Here is a 19,502-nt window from a genome sequence, read left to right as displayed (position 1 = left end):
GGGGCTGTCGCCGCCCGGACGCGTGTTTCACAAAGACGGATCGATCAGGATCTTTGCGTGCACCCCGGGGGACGCGAGATCGTCGAATGCCTGGCCGACGTCATCCAGCGCGACCGTACCGGTCACCAGCTTCGCCACCTGCAGCTTGCCGTCGGCGAGCAGATGCAAAGCGTCGCGATAATCGAGCGGCGAGTAACCGAATACGAACCTCAGCTCGATTTCCTTGTTGATGCCGATGGCGGGCTCGATCGTGTCGGGCTGCATGCAGGCCCCGACCACGACGATGCGGGACATGAGAGGCGCCCCGTCCATGACCTGCCTGATGACGCCTGGCACTCCTACGCATTCGAAAATGACTGGACGTTTGGGTTTCAATCCGGCTTTCTCCGCCAGACGCCAGGCATGCCACCAGGGCAGCGGCAGCCGGCCGAGCTTTTCTCGCGTGGCGACCGCCATCTCCAGCAAGGCCGGCAGGTTTCCGAAATGACCGAACTCCTCCCAGCGCGAGAACGGTGAATCCTCGGCGGGATCGATCACGACATCCGCGCCGAAACTTGTCGCCAGCGCGCGCCGGCCTGGCGAAAAATCGCTGGCGATCACCGTATGCACACCGTGCGCCTTCAACATGGCGATCAGTCCCAGGCCGACGGGACCGCAACCGATCACGATCGCCACATCCGAGTGCTTGATCCCGCTGTGCCGATAGGCATGGAGCGCCACGGCCATCGGCTCGGTCAGGGCGGCCATATCGGTAGGCAGTCCGTCGGGAACGGGCTCCATCAACGTATCCTGGACGACGACCCGCTCGGCATAGGCACCGGGTGCTTCCGAGGACAGGCCGATCATCGAGATATCCCGGCCCTGCCTCAGCATGGGGATGGCGCACACGCGCGACCCTTTCCGCAGACGCTTCGATGCGCCCGGGCCGTAATCAAGGATCTCCCCGCAGAATTCGTGACCGAAGACCACCGCGTCACGACTACCGGGGAAACGCGCCAGGCCGACGCGGCGTGCAATGGATGCCATGTGATCGCAATACTTCTGCATATGCAGGTCGGAACCGCAAATGCCGCATCGCAGGACCTTCAGCAGTATCTGCCCGGGTCCCGGCTCGGGATCGGGCAGGTCGGCGACGGTCAACTCCTCGCCCTGGCACAAGACGGCCTTCATGCGGCACCTCCCTCGAAAAAAGCCAGCAGAAGTGCATTGATGCGCTCCGGGGCATCGACCTGCAGCCAATGTCCTGCGCCATCGATACGCTGGAATTGCCAGCCGGCAGACACCATGTTTTCAGACCGAAGCATCTGCCCCTCGCTCAGGAACCTGTCTGCCGAACTCCAGATGCCCAATACCGGCACGACAACTTCCGGATAACGCCGCCGCATGAGCAGCCAGACGAGATTGGCGCGGTAATAATTCAGACTGGCCGTCAAACGACCGGGGCGGGAAAGCTGGTCGATCCATTTCGCCTGATCCGACTGGTATCCGGTCAACACGCGGAAAAACCACCAGTTCCCGCACTTGAGCAAGGCTTCGGCCACACCGCGCCACTGGAACATCACGGCGTACCAACCCTTGAGCTTCTGCTTCATTCCGTCGGTGGCGTAGGCCCGTGGATGTCCGATGGAAAGCGCGACGTAACGCCTGACGCGTTCGGGATGGGCCATGACGAAATGCCAGCAGATGACACCGCCCCAATCGTGACCGACCAGTTCGACCTGCTCGATGCCCAAGGCATCGAGCAGGTCCTTGAGATCGCTTACCAGACTGGACAAGCGGTATGCGTTGCGGCCGGCGGGCACCGACGATGCACCGCAACCCCGCGTATCGGGTGCAATCACCTGGTAGCCGGCTGCGGCCAGCGCCGGGATCTGGTGTTTCCACACCTGGTGGTCATCGGGAAAACCATGCACGAGCAAGACCGCCGGCCCCTCGCCCACGAGGGTCACATTCAAGGTCGCGCCTTGTACCGTAATGGCGCGGGAGACGACTCCGTCCATCGCGTCAGCCCTGAAAACCGGCCAGGTCGATTCGCCGAATTCCATTCGCTTCGCATCGATTCGAATAGCGTCGGACCGACGTTTTCCAGTACCCGATCGGGGACATCCGGTCGAAATTGATCAAGCGCGCATGAATACGCGCATCAGCCACTTTCATGGCAGGTCTCCTCTGAATGGATTGATGCAGAGGCACGTTTTTAGAGGTGCCTCGTTGGCGACAATCTACCCATTCCCCCGCCGAAAAATTTGTGTTTTTTGTGCACGAGAAGTACGCTACCTGCCTGGCTGGAGACGCTCATGCCCTTATATCAAGCCTTTATTCCGACCCGTTATTCGCAGCCGCTGATCCAGTTGCTGGCACGTTCGGAGGAGAAATTCGTGGAGCAGATTCAATCGGATACCGGATTGAATCTGGAACAGCTCTGCAGTCCTGATTCAATCCTGACCATCGACGAATTCGACACGCTGTTCCTGGCATTGCATCGGCTGACCGGCCGCACCGATCTGGGTTTTGAGCTCGGCGAAAGCATCACCCTGGCGTCTCATGGCCTGCTCGGCCATGCCGCCGCGCACTGCCGGACCATCGGGGAAGTATTGAGCCTTGGGGTGCGCTTCGCGCGTCTGATGTCGCCTAGTTTCACGCTGGTGTATCGCACCGGGAAAAATCACGGCGAACTGATCTGGCGGCCGGCGGCCGGCATGTCGACCTTCACCTTGCATGCCTTCTACGAGATTCATGTCGTCTCGCTTTATCGCCTGCTCGAAGCCCTGATGGGCAGCCGGCTGCCCGTGTTCGACGGCTGGCTGCCCATACCGAAACCGCCGCATGCCAGGCGCTTCTCGCGGCTGCCGAAACTGAGAGTCCATTTCTCGGCAGGCGATTTGCCCGAGGTCCGCACGACCATTCCGGACGCCGTGTCTTTGTTTCCTCTTCGCCTCGAAGACACAAACACGCTTCCCTCGCTGGACGAACTGCAAAATATGCAGCGCTCGTTTACGCAAACAAGGCAATGGCGCACCTGGGTGGAGCTGATGCTGCGCGAATGCGAGAACTGCCAGCCGACACAAGCCGAGCTGGCGGACCTGATCAATGTCAGCGCGCATACGCTGGCCCGCAGATTGCGCGAGGAAGGGTGCAGCTTCCGGGAGCTGTCCGGGACCATTCGTCACCAACGGGCGTTGGAGATGCTGAGTCAGGGGAGATATTCAATCGAGCAGATTGCCGGGAGACTTGGCTACGAACAGGTTTCAAACTTTAGCCATGCCTTCTCAAAAATCGAAGGCATCAGTCCGCGAACAGCTAAGGATGCCTTACATCGATAGGATGCTGCTCCGACATTCCTGGCTAACGGACGGCAATAGGAGGGGCGTCAAATCGGTCACGCGGGGTAGTCAGCAAGTGCTTTATTGAAAAGGAAATTTATACGGGGCTACAAGGCGTACCCACGCTAGGCTTAGGTGCCCCTATCTGGAAAATTGCTCGAAAATCAAAGGCTCCCCTGAGCATCGTTCATTCTCCCTGATCAAGGTCCGCCGTACCCCTCACGCCGGGTTAACGTGCAAGTTAATAGTGAGTGATCACTTACATCAGGATCGACTAGTTGTTCGAACACCACCGAAAACGAAGATTGCGCGCATACCCCGTATCTCAAAAATTTGATCGACACTTTCTCATAAATTAGACACGTCAAGCACCAATTGCAAAAAAATGCGTCTTTTATTCAAAGACAACATATTGAGACTGCGGACATCTTTTCTGAGAGACAACAAAAGTCAACAACAAACAACACATCCGCCTCCGCCCCCGTACCGGCAACCGTCAAACAAACTGTACCGGTACCGTACCGCCAACCGTCGCTAAACTGCCTCCATCCCCCCGCTTCACCGATGGAGATCACCACCATGGAATTCCTCACGCTCAGCGCGCTGCCCGCCGGCATGCTGTTCGCGCTCGTCACGTCGATCACACCCGGCCCGAACAACACAATGCTGCTCGCATCGGGCGTCAACTTCGGATTCCGCCGCACGATGCCGCATCTGTTCGGCATCAGCACCGGCGTCGCGATCCTGATGCTGTGCGTCGGTTTCGGCCTCGGCGAAGCATTCAAGCGCGTGCCGGTGCTGTACACGCTCCTCGAGATCGCGAGCGTCGCCTACCTGCTGTATCTCGCGTGGCGGATCGGTACGTCGGGCGAGGTCCGCGCGAACGGCGGCAAGGCGCGGCCGATGACGTTCATCGAGGCCGCCGCGTTCCAGTGGGTCAACCCGAAGGCATGGATGATGGTGCTGACCGCCGCGACGACGATCCGGCTGTCCGCCGACTACGGTATGAACGCCGCGTGGATGGCCGTCGTGTTCATCCTGATCGGCTTCCCGTGCATCAGCCTGTGGGCCGCGTTCGGCCTCGGCCTGCGGCGCTTTCTGTCGAACCGCCGCGTGCTGCGCATGTTCAACGTCACGATGGCCGTGCTGCTGATTCTGTCCCTGTATCCGCTCGTCGAGCACCTGCTGCCGCAGTGAGCGCACGCTAACGCGCGCCCGTTGAGATTCGCCGTGTGCAGGCGTACGCTTGTATTCCGGGCGCGCAGAACCGCTTCGCCGGTCGAGCCGCCACTGTCGGGAGACGACCGATGAAGCCAATGCTGAGAACGGGCGAGCACATCGAAGGAATGCACTGGATCGCCGAATATCACCAGCTGACGCATGACATCCGGGTATTGCGCGAAAGCATCGAGGTCGGCACGTATTGCGCGCCGCCGACCTTGTTCGGCGAAGAGGAGGACATGGGCGCCCCCAACCTCGCCGATCATCGCAGCCGCGATGCCGCGCTCCGCGCGTATCTGCGTCACTTCGTCAAGGAACACGACGCGGAAGAATAGCGGCGCGCACGCCGCGCCACCTCGATCAGTGTCCGAGCGTCTGCGCACCGGTCGGCGTCTGCTCGACCTCGTGCGGCCGCGCCATCTGCTTGATCAGCAACGCAACGCACGACAGCACGCCAGCCACGGCAATCGTCGCGAACACACCTGCGAACGTGAAATGGCGGCGCGTCAGTTCAGCGACGAGGAACGAACCCGCGATCCCGCCGAAGCGCCCGACGCCGAGCATCCACGCGACGCCGGTGCCGCGCCCTTCCGTCGGATAGAACGCCGCGGCCAGCGCCGGCATCGACGATTGCGCGGTGTTCATCAGCACGCCGGCGACGAACACGACCAGCACGAGCAGCCCGACATTGCCGGCCGCCTGCCCGATCGCATAGACGCTGACGGCCGTCAGCGCATAGCACACGGCGATCACGCGGTTCGCGTTGAAGCGGTCCATCAGCACGCCGCACAGCACGGCGCCGACGCCGCCGAGCGGGAACAGCGCCGAAATCAGCGTCGCACGTTGCGGAGAAAGCCCTGCGTCCTTCAGCAGGATCGGCATCCAGTTGATCGACGCGTAGAAGATCACGAGGCCCATGAAGTACGCGAGCCACAGCATCACCGAACCGACGAGGTACGACCGCGACAGCACGACGCCGGCCCCCTTGCTGCCCGTGTGCGGCGCAGTCTCGGTCATCGCGAACGAGCCGGCGTTCAGCGCGTCGCGCGAAATGCGCGCGAGCGTCGCGCGGATCCGCTCGACGGGCTGGCTGTTCGCGACCATGAAGCGCACCGATTCCGGCATCTTGACGAGCAGCAGCACACCGAGCACCAGCGGCGTCACGCCGCCGAGCATCAGCACGCTGCGCCAGCCGAAATGGGGAATCATCCAAGCGGCGAGGAAGCCGCCGAAGGCCGCGCCGAGCGGAAAGCCGCAGAACATCAGGTTGATCACGGTTGCGCGGCGCTTGTCCGGGCAGAACTCGCCCATCATCGTGACCGCGTTCGGCATCGCGGCACCCAGCCCGACGCCGGTCACGAAGCGCAGGATCGTGAGCTGCCCGATGCTCGTCGAAAACGCGGAGACGAAGCAGGCGACGCCGAACAGGAATACCGAACCGAGCAGCAGCGAGCGGCGCCCGAGGCGATCGGACAGCGGGCCTGACACGAGCGCGCCGCATGCGAGCCCGAACAGCGCGGCACTCAGCACGGGCGCGAGATCGGGTTTCGTCAGATGCCATTCGGTCAGCAGCGATGGCGCGATGAAGCCGATCGCGGCGGTATCGAAGCCGTCGAGCAGCACGATCACGAAACACATCGCGAAGATGAGCCACTGAAAGCCGCCGAACGGCTGCTCGTTGATAAAGGTCTGTACGTTGACGACCGTGGTGCGATTCATCGCTTGTCTCCTGGGAACCGGCGTCAGCGCATTGGCGCTACGCTGGTTCGATGCCTTGCGGTCAACCAGCGTTGGCGCTTCAGCGCTTGCCCTGGTCCCGTTCAAAGCCGATCTGTAAACGGCGCGGCTCTTGGGCCGCGTCCTTCCTTTGCTTGCGCGCCGCAACCGGTGCGCAGCGCGCCGAAGCATTGCCGGCGCGGCTTTACGTCATCGATCGCATACCGCGACGTGCGTCGTGACATGTAACCGACCCGGCGTCAGCCAGCCGCACCCAGGCGGCCCCACCTAGCCGGCCACATCCTGTTCCTTGAAGATCCGGTCCGCGAGATGGAACGCCGAGTTCGCCGCCGGCACGCCGCAATAGATCGCGGTCTGCAGCAGCACTTCCTTGATCTCGTCACGCGTCACGCCGTTGTTGCGCGCGGCGCGCAGATGCAGCGCGAGTTCCTCGCCGCGGTTCAGCGCGACCATCATCGCGATGGTCAGCAGGCTGCGCGTGTGGCGCGGCAGCCCGTCGCGCGTCCAGATCTCGCCCCATGCATAGCGCGTGATCAGGTTCTGGAATTCATCGGTCACCTCGGTGCGGTTCTCGAGCGAACGGTCGACGTGCGCATCGCCGAGCACCGCACGGCGCACCTTCATTCCCGCTTCGTAACGTTGCTGGTCGTCCATCGCGAACTCCTCAGGCGGTCAGGAAATCGAGCAGCGCGCGGTTGAAGCCGTCGGTGCATTCGATGTTCGAGATATGCGCGGCATCGAATTCGACGTGCTGCGCACCGGGAATCGCAGCCGCGAGCGCGCGGCCCTGGTCGGGCGGCGTCGACAGGTCGTGCGCGCCCGTCACGACGAGCACCGGCAGCGCGATGCCCGTCACTTCGTCACGCAGGTCGGCCACATTGAGCGCGTCGCAGTTCGCCGCATAGCCGTCCTTGTCGGTATGCACGAACGTGTCGCGGATTGCATCGATCAGGCGCGGCTCGCGCTCGGCGAACCCATTCGTAAACCAGCGCGGCAGCACCGCATCCGCGAGCGCCGCCATCCCTTCGGTGCGCGCCTTCTGCGCGCGCGGCCCCCACACTTCCGGCGAGCCGATCTTCGCGGCGGTGTTCGCGAGCACCGCGCGCCCGATCCGCGACGGAAAACGCGCGGCGAGCGCGGCGCCCGTCAGGCCACCCATCGAGATCCCGCAGAAATGCGCGCGCGCGATGCCGACGTGATCGAGCAGGCCGATCACGTCGCCCGCGAGCTGGTCGACCGTGTACGAGCCGGCCGGCGCGGCCGAGTGGCCGTGGCCGCGCGTGTCGTAGCGCAGGATGTTGAAGTGCTGCGTGAGCGGACGGATCTGCGGCGCCCACATCTGCAGGTCGGCACCGAGCGAGTTCGAGAAGACGAGCCACGGCGCGTCGTCGCGCGCGGCGCGATCGATCCGGTAATGCAGTTGCACGCCGTTGACAGTGGCGAAAGGCATCAGTGTTCTCCTTGTGGAATCGCACTCGCGCAAGCGGCGAGCACGGCGTCGACATAGGCCTGCGCCTCGCCGACGTAATGTGCAGGATCGAGCAGCCGCGCGAGCGCATCGCGCGACAGATGGGCGGAAACGGCCGGATCGGCAGCGAGCACGTCGAACAGCGGCGCGCCGGTGCGTACCGCTTCCTTCGATGCGTGTTCGACGACGTGGTGCGCATCGAGCCGGCCGATCTTGTCGCCGAGCGCGAGCATCACCGCCTCGCCGAGGATCAGGCCATGTGTCAGGTCGAGATTGGCGGCCAGGCGCTCGGTATTGACGTCGAGGCCCGCGACGATCTGCGCGATCTGCGCAAGCGCGCCGCCCGTCAGGCGTGCGAGGTCGGGCAGCGCATCCCATTCGGCCTGCCAGCCGCCGAGCGCGCGCTCGTGCTCCTGGACCATCCCCGCGAACACCGTCGCGACGAGGCCCGGCGCACGCACCGCGGCCGTCAGCACGGCCGCGCAGCCGACCGGATTGCGCTTGTGCGGCATCGTCGACGAGCCGCCCTTGCCGGCCGCGGCCGGCTCGCCGAGCTCGCCGACTTCGGTCTGCATCTGCAGCGACACGTCGCGCGCGATCTTGCCGAGCGTACCGGTCAGCATGCCGAAGCATGCAGCGGCCTCGGCGATGCGATCCCGCTGCGTGTGCCACGGCACATCCGGCACCGCGAGTTTCAGGTCGCCGGCAAGCGCGGCCGTCACGCCGCGCGCGTGCTCGCGCAGGCTCGCGAGCGTGCCCGCCGCGCCGCCGAACTGCAGCACCAGCGCACGCTCACGCAATTCAGCGAAACGCGCGCGGTGACGCAGCAGCGCATCGAGCCATTGCGCGAACTTGAGGCCGAGCGTGATCGGCAGTGCCTGTTGCAGCCACGTGCGGCCGATCATCGGCGTCGCGCGATGCGTGCGGGCCAGCTCGGCCAGCGATGCGCAGGCTTCATCGAGCATCGGTTCGAGCACGTCGAGCGTGTCTCGCAGCTGCAGGACTGTCGCGGTATCGATGATGTCCTGGCTCGTCGCGCCCCAATGCACGAATTTCGCGGCGTCGGGGTCGTCGGCCTTCACGCGCGCGGTCAGCTGCTTGACGAGCGGAATCGCGAGGTTGCCGCCGAGCGCGGCATCGCGCGCGAGCGCGTCCGCGTCGAGCCGGCCGGCATCGCACGCGCGCTCGATCGGCGCAACCGCGGCAGCGGGAATCACCTGCTGCGCGGCAAGCGCGCGAGCGAGCGCCGCCTCGACGTCGAGCATGCGCTGGATGGTCGCGCGGGGCGACCAGATCCGGTTGAGCGGCTCGGTGCCGCAGATGAGGGAGGTCAGGCGGGCGCTGTCTTCGAGCATGGCATCAGGATGGGAAACGGCGTGCGCCTATTGTCCACCGAAGCTCGCCGGCGTGCGCTTCAAGCGCACACCGGCTGCTTCCGGTTCAGGCGGCGGCCTTCTGCGTTGCGTCGATGAGCGGCACGCCGGTCAGCTTCTGCAGCTCGTCGAACGACAGGTCGGTGAAGATCTCGGATACCGTGAGGCCGTCAGGCGTCACGTCGAGCACCGCGAGATCCGTATAGATGCGGCTCACGCACTGCACGCCCGTGACCGGGTACGAGCACTGCGCGACGATCTTGCTCTCGCCCTGTTTCGTCAGGTGCTCCATCATCACGAACACCTGCTTCGCGCCGATCGCGAGATCCATCGCGCCGCCGACCGCGGGAATCGCGTCGGGTGCGCCCGTATGCCAGTTCGCGAGGTCGCCCGTCGCGGACACCTGGAACGCGCCGAGCACGCAGTAGTCGAGATGGCCGCCGCGCATCATCGCGAACGAATCGGCGTGGTGGAAAAACGCGCCGCCTGTGAGCAGCGTCACGTGCTGCTTGCCGGCGTTGATCAGCTCGTCGTCTTCGTCGCCGGGCGCGGGCGCCGGGCCCATGCCGAGCAGGCCGTTCTCGCTGTGCAGGAAGATTTCCTTGGCGGGATCGAGGTGGTTGCCCACCAGCGTCGGCACGCCGATGCCAAGGTTCACGTACGCGCCTTCGGGAATATCCTGCGCGACGCGCTTGGCCATTTCATCGCGGGTCAATCGTTTCATCTGGGTTCTCCTGTCGACCGGAGTCAGCGCTTTGGCGGCTACTCCGGTCTCATGCATGGCTCGGGCGGTCAGGCGGCTTCGGATGTGGCGCTTTCTGCGGCACGGTCTGCGGCCAGTTCGGCCGCATGCGCGGCCTGCGGCACTTCGACGATCCGCTGCACGAAAATGCCCGGCGTCACGATGTGTTCCGGGTTCAGCCCGCCGAGCGGCACGACTTCCGATACCTGGACGATCGATACTTTCGCCGCGCTCGCCATGATCGGCCCGAAGTTGCGCGCGGTCTTGCGGAACACGAGGTTGCCCCAGCGGTCGCCCTTGTACGCCTTCACGAGCGCGAAATCGGCGTGGATCGGCTTCTCGAACACATAGAGCTTGCCGTCGATCTCGCGCGTTTCCTTGCCTTCGGCCAGCTTCGTGCCATAGCCGGTCGGCGTGAAGAACCCGCCGATGCCGGCGCCCGCCGCGCGGATGCGCTCGGCGAGGTTGCCCTGCGGCACGAGCTCGAGCTCGATCTCGCCCGCGCGGTACAGCGCGTCGAACACCTGCGAATCGCTCTGGCGCGGGAACGAACAGATGATCTTGCGCACCCGCTTCGCCTTCAGCAGCGCGGCGAGACCGGTCTCGCCGTTGCCCGCGTTGTTGTTGACGATCGTCAGGTCGCGCGCGCCCTGCTCGATCAGCGCGTCGATCAGCTCGGACGGCATGCCGGCCGTGCCGAAGCCGCCGATCATGATCGTCGCGCCGTCGTAAACGTCGGCGACCGCCGACTGAAGCGAATCGAAAATCTTGTTGACCATGTCTCTTCCTGATACGTACCCGCGGCACGATGCGCGGCTGTCGATGGAACACGCGTGTGCCGCGTGCCGCGCCGGGCCCGTATCCGGATCCGGCATTTGTTCGCTATTCGAACCTAGATTCGATTAGCGAACGATGGCCGATCATAGGGTTACGCACAGCGCGTTGTCAAGGCGGGTTCCTTCGGAGGCCGCCTCGTCGTCGAACGGCAGGCCGACGTAGTTCTCGGCGAGCGCCTGCGCGGCCGCCCGGGAGCGCGTCACATACTTGAGCTCGGCGAGTTTCAGGCGATTGACGAACGGCGTGTCGTCCGCGGACGGGTGCAGCATGTTCGTCATGAAGTACGAGAAGTGCTCGGCGCGCCACACGCGCTCGAGGCAGGTGGCCGAATACGTGTCGAGCAGCGCCGCGTCGCCGTGCCGGTAACGCGCGCCGAGCGCGCGGGCGAGCGCACGGACGTCGGCCACCGCGAGATTCATCCCCTTCGCGCCGGTCGGCGGCACGATGTGCGCGGCGTCGCCGGCGAGGAACAGGCGCCCGTACTGCATCGTCTCCGACACGAAGCTGCGCATCGGCGTCACGCTCTTCTGCGTGATCCGGCCCTCGGCCGGCGTCCAGCCCGTGTCGTTCGAAAAACGCGTGTGCAATTCGTCCCAGATCCGCGCATCGGACCATTCGTCGAGGTTCTCGTCCGGCCGGCATTGCAGATAGAGCCGCGTGACGGCGGGCGAGCGCATCGAAAACAGCGCGAAGCCGCGCTCGTGGTGCGCATAGACGAGCTCGTCGAGCGACGGTGCCGCGTCGGCCAGGATGCCGAGCCACGCGTATGGGTAGACCCGCTCGAACGTGCGCTGGTGTTCGGCCGGAATTGTCTGCCGCGCGATGCCGTGGAAACCGTCGCAGCCGGCGATGTAGTCGCAGTCGATGCGGTCCGCGCGGCCGTCCGCATGCGTGAAGGTCACGAACGGCTGGTCGCCGTCGATGTCGTGCAATGCGACGTCGCTGACCTCGAAATGCATCGCGTGCCCGTGCTCGACGCCGGCCGCGATCAGGTCGCGCACCACTTCGTGCTGGCTGTAGACGGTGATCGCGCGCCCGCCGGTGAGCCCGGTCAGGTCGATGCGGTGACGCTGGCCCGCAAACAGCAGCTCGATGCCGTGATGCTCGAGCCCTTCGCGGCGCATCCGGTCGCCGAGGCCGGCCGCGTTCAGCGTGTCGACCGTGCCCTGCTCGAGCACGCCGGCGCGGATCCGGTTCTCGCAATACTCACGCGAGCGCGCTTCGACGAGGATCGAATCGACGCCTTGCAGGCGCAGCAGATGGGAAAGCAGAAGGCCGGACGGACCGGCGCCGATGATCGCGACCTGGGTGCGCATTGTTCGTCTCCAGAACACTGGTTCGAATAATGAAACGAATTTCAGCGCTTTCCCGACTATGCGGCAACGCGATTCAGGAGATAAGTTGTATACGTTTTACGAATATGGGTGCCGCGATGGACGCGCTCGATCTGAACCTGATTCCCTACCTCGTCGCGCTCGACGACACGCGCAACGTGAGCCGCGCCGGCGACCTGCTCGGCGTGAGCCAGCCGCGCGTGAGCGCGGCACTCGGCCGCCTGCGCGAATACTTCGGCGATCCGCTGTTCGTGCGGACGTCGCACGGGATGGAGCCGACGCCGCGCGCGCTGGCGCTGTTGCCCGCCGCGCGCGACGCGCTCGCGCAGATCGAACGCGGGCTCGTCGCGCCGCACGATTTCGATCCGGCGGCGAGCACGCATACGTTCTCGATCGCGCTGTCGGACGTCGGCGAGATCGTGTTCCTGCCGAAGCTGCTGCAGGCGTTCGCGACACTCGCGCCGCATGCGAACCTGCGCTCGGTGTCGCTGTCGCACGATGAACTCGGCCGCGGCCTCGAAGCCGGTTCGATCGATCTCGCGGTCGGCTATTTCCCCGATCTCGACGGCAACAACATCTTCCAGCAGCGGCTCTTCACGCACCGCTTCGTGTGCCTGATGCGGCGCGGCCACCCGCTCGAACGGGCGCGGCCATTCACGGTCGAGCAGTTCCTCGCGTGCGGGCATGCGGTCGTGCGCGCCGAAGGGCGCAGCCAGGAAGTGCTCGAGAAATACCTCGCGAAGCAGCGGATGCATCGCCGCGCCGTGCTCGAGACGCCGCACTTCATGAGCCTGCCGTTCATCCTGAGCCGCACGGACCTGATCGCGACGGTGCCGCACGCGATCGGCTATGCGTACGCGGCCGAGCATGCGTTCATCACGCCCGTCGAACCGCCGCTGCCGCTGCCGCGCTTCGATCTCAAGCAGCACTGGCACCGCAAGTTTCACAACGATCCGCGCCTCGCGTGGCTGCGCGGCGTCGTCGCGTCGCTGTTCAATGACGAGCAGGACGAGTGGCCGAAGTAAGCGGGCAGCACGAGCATCGAAAGCATGAAACAATGCTCCCGATCGCGCCGCCGCAGGCGGCCGTACTCGATGGAGCGAATACATGGGTAAAAAATCCTCGCGGCCCGAACCGGCCGCGTCCCGGCCGAGCCGTTCGGAAGCCGAGGAAGCCGTCCGCGTGCTGCTGCGCTGGGCCGGCGACGATCCGGCGCGCGAAGGCCTCGTCGATACGCCGGCGCGCGTCGTGCGCGCTTACGAGGAGTTCTTCTCCGGCTATACGATCGAGCCGCGCGACATCCTCGCGCGCACGTTCAGCGAGGTCGACGGCTACGACGAGATGATCGTGCTGAAGGACATCCGCTTCGAAAGCTACTGCGAGCACCATATGGTGCCGATCATCGGCCGCGCGCATGTCGCGTACCTGCCGAACCACCGCGTCGTCGGCATCTCGAAGCTCGCGCGGCTCGTCGACGCGTTCGCGAAGCGGCTGCAGATCCAGGAAAAGATGACCGTGCAGATCGCCGATACGCTGTTCGACGTGCTGCAGCCGAAAGGCGTCGGCGTGATTCTCGAAGCCGCGCATCAGTGCATCTCGACGCGCGGCATCCACAAGCCGGGTGTCGAGATGGTCACGTCGCGCATGCTCGGCACGTTCCGCACCGATCCGTCGACGCGGCGCGAATTCCTGTCGATCGTCGCGAATCCTTCTTCAGTGAACCTGACGAATACGTAAATGCAGCCTACGAAGCAAACGGCCGATGCGCCCGTGGTACTCGTGACCGGCGCCGCGCGCCGCGCGGGGCGCGCGTTCGCCGAGTATTTCGCCGCACAGGGCTACCGCACCGCGATTCACTACGACCAGTCGGCCGACGCCGCGCACGCGGCCGCCGCTGCGATCGCCGCACGCGGGCCGGATTCGGCGGCGCTGCAGGCGGACTTGTCCGATGCCGCGCAGATCACCGCGCTGATCGACGCCGCCTATGCGCGCTTCGGCCGCCTCGACGTGCTGATCAACAACGCATCGGTGTTCTGGCAGGACCATTTCCCGAGCTTCGACCTCGCCGCGTTCGACCAGGCGTGGAGCGTCAATTGCCGCGCGCCGATCCTGCTCACGCGCGCGTTCTACGAGCGTGCGCGTGCGGCGGGCAAGCAAGGTGTGGTCGTGAACGTCGTCGACCAGAAGATCAAGGAAAACTTCCATCGCGACCACTTCAGCTACACGGTCGCGAAAGCGGCGCTCGGCAACCTGACGCAGATGCTCGCGCTGTCGGCCGCGCCGGTGCTGCGTGTTAACGCGGTGTTCCCGGGCCTGATGCTGCCGAGCGACGACCAGACCCAGGCCGACTTCGAACACGCGAGCCGCGCATCGACGCCGCTCGAGCGGATCGCCGGCCCGGACGATGTCGCGCGCGCGATCCTGCTGCTGACCGGCGCCGCATACAACGGCGTGGATTTTGTCGTCGACGCGGGGCAGAACCTGATCCGTGTCGATCAGGACGTGCTGTACAAGCACCGTTCGCCGACCGGCGAGCACTGACACCGGCGTACCAGGTTTCGCGCTTCGAACGATCCGTCCGGCAATGACCGTGACACGGCGCGCGTCCGGCGCCGTGTCCGCGCCGTATCCGGCTACTCGGCCTTTATCGGCCTCTATCAACCTTCACGGCTTCTCCGCGCGGTCGCCTTCGCGCACCTTGCCCTGCGACACGCTCGTGCACGGCGGCACGCTGTGCGTGAGCCACACGTTGCCGCCGATCACCGAGCCGCGGCCGATCCTCACGCGGCCGAGAATCGTCGCGCCTGCATAGATCACCACGTCGTCCTCGACGATCGGATGGCGCGCGTTGCCCTTGACGAGCGCGCCGTCACCGTCGGCCGGGAAGCTCTTCGCGCCGAGCGTGACGGCCTGGTAAACACGCACGCGCTCGCCGATGATCGCCGTTTCGCCGATCACCACGCCGGTGCCGTGGTCGATGAAGAAGCTCGGCCCGATCTGCGCGCCGGGGTGGATATCGATGCCGGTGGCCGAATGCGCGATCTCGTTGATGAAGCGTGCGAGCAGCGGCACGCCGAGCTGGTGCAGCGCATGCGCAAGCCGGTGGTGCATCATCGCGAGCACGCCGGGATAGCACAGCAGGATTTCGGTGATGTGCTGCGCGGCCGGGTCGCCCGCATACGCGGCCTGAATATCGCTGACGAGCAGCGCGCGGATCGCCGGCAGCTGACGGCCGAATTCGCGCGCAATGCCGAACGCGCGCTCCTCGAGTTCGGCAAACGGCGTGTCCGAGTGTTCGGGCAGGAACGTCAATGCACGGCGGATCTGTTCGGACAGGATGCGCAACGTGCTTTCGAGCGTATGGCCGACATAATAGTCGACGCTTTCGTCGGTCAGGTCCGGCGCACCGTAGTGCGTCGGAAACATCGCTGCACGCAGGCCGGTGACGATCTTGCATATCGCATCCCGGGACGGAAGTTCACGGATGCCGCGCGGATGGCGCGTACGATGCAGTTCCTCACGCGACTCGCGCAAACCGGCGACGATCTCTTCGAGGCCCCAATGACGGGCAGGCGATTTCGACATAGGCAAAAGCGGGCGGCGGGCGCGATCTGCGCACGGCCGCAAATAAAAGTGACGGGTTTGGCAAGATTACCGCGTTTTTCGATCGGAGGCCGTTCCCGGCGGGTCGGCCGGACGGCCAACGCTGGCCTGCGCCGTGCGCACCAGATCAGATCGTGATGCTGCTCGCGTCGATCCAGCGCACCGCCCAGTCGCGCGCATGCGCGATCGCAGCGCCTTCGTCGTTGAACTGGAGTTCCGTCGGAAAGAAACGATTCGCGACGAGTTCTCCGTCGCTCGATCGTGAGATCACGACATAGGGTTTGAACGACCCGTCGCCGGCGCGCGCAGGCGCGCAGTTCAACAGATAACCGCGATGCGTGAAGGCTGATGTCGCTTGCATGAGTCCGTCACCTTAAGTCCCTTGTTTCTTGTTTACGTACCGTCTGTTAAGGGTGATGCGCCGCCTTGGTGCAGGCGGAAGCAGCGATACTTCGTCCCCTGTCGCCGCTTCGTAGGAAAAGAATCATACTCTGTAGAAAACGGCTCTTCTAGGTGAAATAAATCACGACAAATCAGCGCGCGCCGCGCAGCCGCGGCGACTGCACGCGCGCCGTTTCCCGTCGTGTCCGGAACGGGACTTGCATCGATCCGGAACACATCGCCGCCAGGAGATTCGCGATGGAATCGTCTGCACAAACGCGTGCCTCGCATCCGCGCAGCATCGAGTTGTACAACGACGACACGCACGACAGCACCGTCGATACGGACGGCAAGAACCGTGAGGCCGCACGCCTCGCGCGTGGCGAACCGATGTCGCCCGACCAGGTGACGACGAGCAATGCGTCGCTCGACAACGCGATGCCCGAATCCAATGACGGCCTTGCCGGTTACGACAGCCGGCCGGGTGGCAATCACCCGGTGTTCGCGCTGCGCGCGGGCTACGTGATGATCGAAAAAGGATTCGACGCGCCGCGGCCCATCGGCGATGAAATACTCGGCGTGGTGCACCGGATGTATGGCCGCGAACATTGGCCCGGCCACGCGCGGCGGCCGGAACGCGTGATCGAGCTGACCACGGTGCCGCGTTAAGCGTGGCGTTTGAAGCGAACGTTTGCGAAGCGGTGTTCACCTGTACTTTAGGATGCTTCGGTGCGGATACCGGCTACGGCTGGCTGTTCGGCCGAAGCATCCGTAGCACGGTCCGCCGTTTCGCATCGCATCCGCCTGTCATGCGACGCATGCGTCGCCGTTTGCCGTTCGACACACATCGGCACGACGCGCACTGAGTGCGTCGCCACGCGAACAGAATCTGTGCATCCATTGACCAGAATCACGTTACGCTGAATCAGCTGCGCTTCAATGACGATGTGCCGGCGCCGTCGAGCCGACCGTTGCGCGAGCACGGAATCCGATACCCATCCCGTCGGGCAAAGCCGCCAGCTCGGCCTCACGATGCGCCACACGCATCGCCGCATGCGACGTCACCGCGCTGCAAACGCGCCTGCATTCGTTTACTCTGCGTCGCAGCAGTGCGCCGCTCGACTGGCCATTCGGCCAGTTCCATTTCACCCCGCCTCTCGGAGACACTATGTACAAACGTATCCTGGTTGCCGTCGACGGCAGCGACACCTCCCGTCATGCGTTCGATGCCGCGCTGGCACTTGCGCAGTCGCACGGCGCGGAGCTGCAACCGTTCTACGTGGTCGAGAACGCCGCGATCTATTACAACGTGCCCGGCTACGATCCGTCCGTGCTGCGCGATCAGCTCGTCGCGCAGGGCAACGATCTCGCAAAGGAATTCACGCAGCGGATGCAGGCCGCCGGCGTGAAGGGCGAGGCCAGGCTCGGCGAAGCATCGTCGCTCACGGACGTCGCATCACTGATCCTCGAAGGCGCGAACGCGTTCGGCGCCGACCTGCTCGTGCTCGGCACACATGGCCGCCGCGGCTTTCGCCGCCTCGTGCTCGGCAGCATCGCCGAGCAATGCGTGCGGCATGCATCGCTGCCCGTGCTGCTGATTCCCGCGGCCGCGCACGCCGACGAGCAGTCGAGCTGAGCGGCATCAGGCCCGGGCGCGGCAGGCGGTGACGGGCTGCGGCAACCCCGCGCGGCGAGTCGCGACGTTTTGTCACCCGACAAGCACAGATTGCGGTGGGACAATGATTCCGTCGATTCAACGCCGGAGAACACGATCATGTTGACGCCCGTCGCCACGCGCGCTGCTGCCACGCCCCACGTCGGAAGTTGGGCCCCCCGCCAGGCTTCGCATTGCTCGTCGTGCGCGATGCGCCACCTGTGCATGCCTCAAGGCCTGGCGCCCGAAGCGCTGAGCCGCCTCGAAGCGGTGATCTGCGCCGCGCGCGCGGTGAAGCGCGGCGAAGCGCTGTTCCGCGAAGGCGACGCCTTCGACAACCTGTATGCGGTGCGTTCGGGCTCGCTGAAGACCGTCGCAACCCGCCACGATGGCCGCGAGCAGGTCACCGGCCTGCATCTCGCAGGTGAGGCGCTCGGCCTCGACGGCATCTGCGACGATTCGCATCCACGCACCGCGGTCGCGCTCGAAGACAGCTCCGTCTGCGTGATTCCCTACAGCGCGCTCAAGTCGCTGTGCTCCGAAGCCGGCTCGATGCAGCTGCGGATGCACAAGCTGATGAGCGAGCAGATCGTGCGCGAAACGTCGCAGACGATGCTGCTCGGCTCGCTGAACGCCGAAGAGCGGGTCGCCGCATTCCTGCTCGACGTGTCGGCGCGCTACCTGAAGCGCGGCTATTCGCCGACGGAATTCAACCTGCGGATGACGCGCGAGGATATCGGCAGCTACCTCGGCATGACGCTCGAAACGGTCAGCCGCACGCTGTCGAAGTTCCAGAAGCGCGGCCTGATCGAGATGCACGGCCGCCTCGTGCACATCGTCGATTTCGACGGCCTGCATCAGGTCTGACAGGCAGGATCGGCAGGATACGCAGGCCGACGCGCACGCACGGTCTGCGCGCCGGCCTCGTCAATCGAGAAACAACGCAGCGCGCGCCTTGAGCGCCGCGCTGAATTCGTCGAGCCAGCCGATCGACAGGCGCCAGCTTTGCCAGTACAGCTCGATGTCGACGGTGCGCCCCGCCGACATGTCGACGAGCTCGCCCGCCGCCAGCTGGCGCTCGACCATCCGGTCGGGACACATCCCCCATCCCAACCCCGTCTCGCATGCGCGCAGATAACCGGCGACATGCGGTATCCAGTGCTGCGGCGGATCGAGGTCCGTGCGCGTCACGCGCCGGATGAAGCGCGCCTGCAATCCGTCCTTCGAATTGAACATCACGCACGGCGCGCGGCTCAGCGCATCGCGGTTGATCCCCGCGCTGAAATAGCGCGCGTGAAACCCGGGCGAACACACGGCGCGATAGCGGATGCGCCCGAGCCGCGTCGAGCGGCACCCCTGGATCGGCTCCGCCTGCGCGGTCACCGCGCCCTGCACGCTGCCGTCCCGGATCCGCGCCGCCGTATGGTCCTGGTCGTCGATCACGAGGTCGAGCAGCGTCTCGCGCTCCGCGCAGAACGGCGCCACCGCGTCGATGAACCAGGTCGCGACGCTGTCGTCGTTCACCGCGACGCGCAGCGTCGGCCAGTCCGCCGCGAGCGCGCCCGGCAATGCGGGTATCCGGCCGGACAGCTCCGCCTCGAGCAGTTGCACGCGCTCGGTGTGGCGGCACAGCAGCGCACCCGACGTCGTTGCGACACACGGCTGCCCGCGCTTCACGAGCACGCTGCCGACCCGTTCCTCGAGCAGTTTCACGCGCTGCGACACCGCCGACGGCGTGACGTTCAGCTCCTTCGCCGCGCGCTCGAACGAGCCGTGCCGGATCACCGCCGCGAGCGCATCGAGCAATGCGTAGTCGAGCATTAGATTTC

The 19,502-nt window shown here is 65.1% G+C and carries 21 protein-coding genes; 9 read left to right on the top strand and 12 right to left on the bottom strand.

What is annotated here, in order from left to right; genetic code table 11:
- Positions 1-27: 27 nt before the first annotated feature.
- Both G3N94_RS05575 and G3N94_RS05570 read right to left on the bottom strand, forming a co-directional pair.
- A complete protein-coding gene (locus G3N94_RS05575) occupies positions 28-1,170 on the bottom strand; it encodes a zinc-binding dehydrogenase (protein ID WP_205791099.1) in 1,143 nt (380 codons plus the stop codon).
- Positions 1,167-2,045, bottom strand: coding sequence for an alpha/beta fold hydrolase (locus G3N94_RS05570; RefSeq protein WP_241021609.1), 879 nt, complete (start codon positions 2,043-2,045; stop codon positions 1,167-1,169). Before G3N94_RS05570 ends, G3N94_RS05575 begins: the two co-directional genes overlap by 4 nt.
- 252 nt (positions 2,046-2,297) lie before the next feature.
- Between G3N94_RS05570 and G3N94_RS05565 the strand changes: the two genes are divergently transcribed.
- From G3N94_RS05565 to G3N94_RS05555, 3 genes are all read left to right on the top strand, one after another.
- A complete protein-coding gene (locus G3N94_RS05565; protein ID WP_205791098.1) occupies positions 2,298-3,323 on the top strand; it encodes an AraC family transcriptional regulator in 1,026 nt (341 codons plus the stop codon).
- Positions 3,324-3,902: 579 nt separating this feature from the next.
- Positions 3,903-4,520: a LysE family translocator gene (locus G3N94_RS05560; protein WP_205791097.1), complete on the top strand. Its 618-nt coding sequence runs from the start codon at positions 3,903-3,905 to the stop codon at positions 4,518-4,520.
- A gap of 110 nt (positions 4,521-4,630) precedes the next feature.
- Entirely contained in the window at positions 4,631-4,879 is a 249-nt protein-coding gene (locus tag G3N94_RS05555) for a hypothetical protein (RefSeq protein WP_205791096.1), read from the top strand.
- 25 nt (positions 4,880-4,904) lie between these two features.
- On the opposite strand, the gene G3N94_RS05550 is transcribed toward G3N94_RS05555, so the two are convergent.
- From G3N94_RS05550 to G3N94_RS05520, 7 genes are all read right to left on the bottom strand, one after another.
- Positions 4,905-6,263: an MFS transporter gene (locus G3N94_RS05550; protein ID WP_205791095.1), complete on the bottom strand. Its 1,359-nt coding sequence runs from the start codon at positions 6,261-6,263 to the stop codon at positions 4,905-4,907.
- A gap of 285 nt (positions 6,264-6,548) precedes the next feature.
- On the bottom strand, positions 6,549-6,935 hold the full coding sequence (gene pcaC / locus G3N94_RS05545; protein ID WP_205791094.1) for a 4-carboxymuconolactone decarboxylase: 387 nt from the start codon (positions 6,933-6,935) through the stop codon (positions 6,549-6,551).
- Positions 6,936-6,945: 10 nt separating this feature from the next.
- Positions 6,946-7,731, bottom strand: coding sequence for a 3-oxoadipate enol-lactonase (pcaD, locus tag G3N94_RS05540; RefSeq protein WP_205791093.1), 786 nt, complete (start codon positions 7,729-7,731; stop codon positions 6,946-6,948).
- A complete protein-coding gene (locus tag G3N94_RS05535; RefSeq protein WP_205791092.1) occupies positions 7,731-9,104 on the bottom strand; it encodes a 3-carboxy-cis,cis-muconate cycloisomerase in 1,374 nt (457 codons plus the stop codon). Before G3N94_RS05535 ends, pcaD begins: the two co-directional genes overlap by 1 nt.
- 85 nt (positions 9,105-9,189) lie before the next feature.
- On the bottom strand, positions 9,190-9,846 hold the full coding sequence (locus tag G3N94_RS05530; protein WP_205791091.1) for a 3-oxoacid CoA-transferase subunit B: 657 nt from the start codon (positions 9,844-9,846) through the stop codon (positions 9,190-9,192).
- A gap of 68 nt (positions 9,847-9,914) precedes the next feature.
- Positions 9,915-10,643, bottom strand: a complete 729-nt coding sequence (locus tag G3N94_RS05525) for a 3-oxoacid CoA-transferase subunit A (RefSeq protein WP_205791090.1) — start codon at positions 10,641-10,643, stop codon at positions 9,915-9,917.
- 141 nt (positions 10,644-10,784) lie between these two features.
- Positions 10,785-12,017: a 4-hydroxybenzoate 3-monooxygenase gene (locus tag G3N94_RS05520; RefSeq protein ID WP_205791089.1), complete on the bottom strand. Its 1,233-nt coding sequence runs from the start codon at positions 12,015-12,017 to the stop codon at positions 10,785-10,787.
- A 116-nt stretch (positions 12,018-12,133) separates the two neighbouring features.
- Between G3N94_RS05520 and G3N94_RS05515 the strand changes: the two genes are divergently transcribed.
- The 3 genes from G3N94_RS05515 to G3N94_RS05505 all read left to right on the top strand — a co-directional run bounded on the left by G3N94_RS05515 (position 12,134) and on the right by G3N94_RS05505 (position 14,576).
- On the top strand, positions 12,134-13,060 hold the full coding sequence (locus G3N94_RS05515; protein ID WP_205791088.1) for a LysR family transcriptional regulator: 927 nt from the start codon (positions 12,134-12,136) through the stop codon (positions 13,058-13,060).
- Between the two features lie 82 nt (positions 13,061-13,142).
- Positions 13,143-13,772 carry a GTP cyclohydrolase I FolE gene (gene folE / locus G3N94_RS05510; protein ID WP_205791087.1) on the top strand — a complete coding sequence of 210 codons (630 nt, stop codon included), beginning with the start codon at positions 13,143-13,145 and terminating at the stop codon, positions 13,770-13,772.
- Positions 13,773-14,576 (top strand): SDR family oxidoreductase, encoded by an 804-nt coding sequence (locus G3N94_RS05505; RefSeq protein ID WP_205791086.1) that lies wholly within the window; start codon positions 13,773-13,775, stop codon positions 14,574-14,576. It begins immediately after the preceding gene.
- Positions 14,577-14,699: 123 nt separating this feature from the next.
- Here the strand turns inward: G3N94_RS05505 and epsC are convergent, their stop codons facing one another.
- Together epsC and G3N94_RS05495 are read right to left on the bottom strand one after the other, a co-directional pair.
- Positions 14,700-15,620, bottom strand: a complete 921-nt coding sequence (epsC, locus tag G3N94_RS05500; protein ID WP_205791085.1) for a serine O-acetyltransferase EpsC — start codon at positions 15,618-15,620, stop codon at positions 14,700-14,702.
- A gap of 145 nt (positions 15,621-15,765) precedes the next feature.
- Positions 15,766-15,999, bottom strand: a complete 234-nt coding sequence (locus G3N94_RS05495) for a hypothetical protein (protein WP_205791084.1) — start codon at positions 15,997-15,999, stop codon at positions 15,766-15,768.
- A 278-nt stretch (positions 16,000-16,277) separates the two neighbouring features.
- On the opposite strand from G3N94_RS05495, the gene G3N94_RS05490 reads away from it, so the two are divergent.
- The 3 genes from G3N94_RS05490 (at position 16,278) to fnr (ending at position 18,540) form a co-directional block, all read left to right on the top strand.
- Complete coding sequence (locus G3N94_RS05490; RefSeq protein ID WP_205791083.1) at positions 16,278-16,688, top strand: DUF3005 domain-containing protein; 411 nt, start codon at positions 16,278-16,280, stop codon at positions 16,686-16,688.
- A 499-nt stretch (positions 16,689-17,187) separates the two neighbouring features.
- Positions 17,188-17,655, top strand: a complete 468-nt coding sequence (locus tag G3N94_RS05485; protein ID WP_205791082.1) for a universal stress protein — start codon at positions 17,188-17,190, stop codon at positions 17,653-17,655.
- 138 nt (positions 17,656-17,793) lie between these two features.
- Positions 17,794-18,540: a fumarate/nitrate reduction transcriptional regulator Fnr gene (gene fnr / locus G3N94_RS05480; protein ID WP_205791081.1), complete on the top strand. Its 747-nt coding sequence runs from the start codon at positions 17,794-17,796 to the stop codon at positions 18,538-18,540.
- Positions 18,541-18,600: 60 nt separating this feature from the next.
- Here fnr and G3N94_RS05475 read toward each other — a convergent pair whose 3' ends face one another.
- Positions 18,601-19,494: a LysR family transcriptional regulator ArgP gene (locus tag G3N94_RS05475; protein ID WP_205791080.1), complete on the bottom strand. Its 894-nt coding sequence runs from the start codon at positions 19,492-19,494 to the stop codon at positions 18,601-18,603.
- Positions 19,495-19,502 lie beyond the last annotated feature (8 nt).

The organism is Burkholderia sp. Ac-20353, from assembly GCF_017104785.1.
Taxonomy (GTDB): domain Bacteria; phylum Pseudomonadota; class Gammaproteobacteria; order Burkholderiales; family Burkholderiaceae; genus Burkholderia.
Note: the sequence above shows the minus strand (reverse complement) of the source record. Positions and strands in the feature narration are given on the sequence as shown.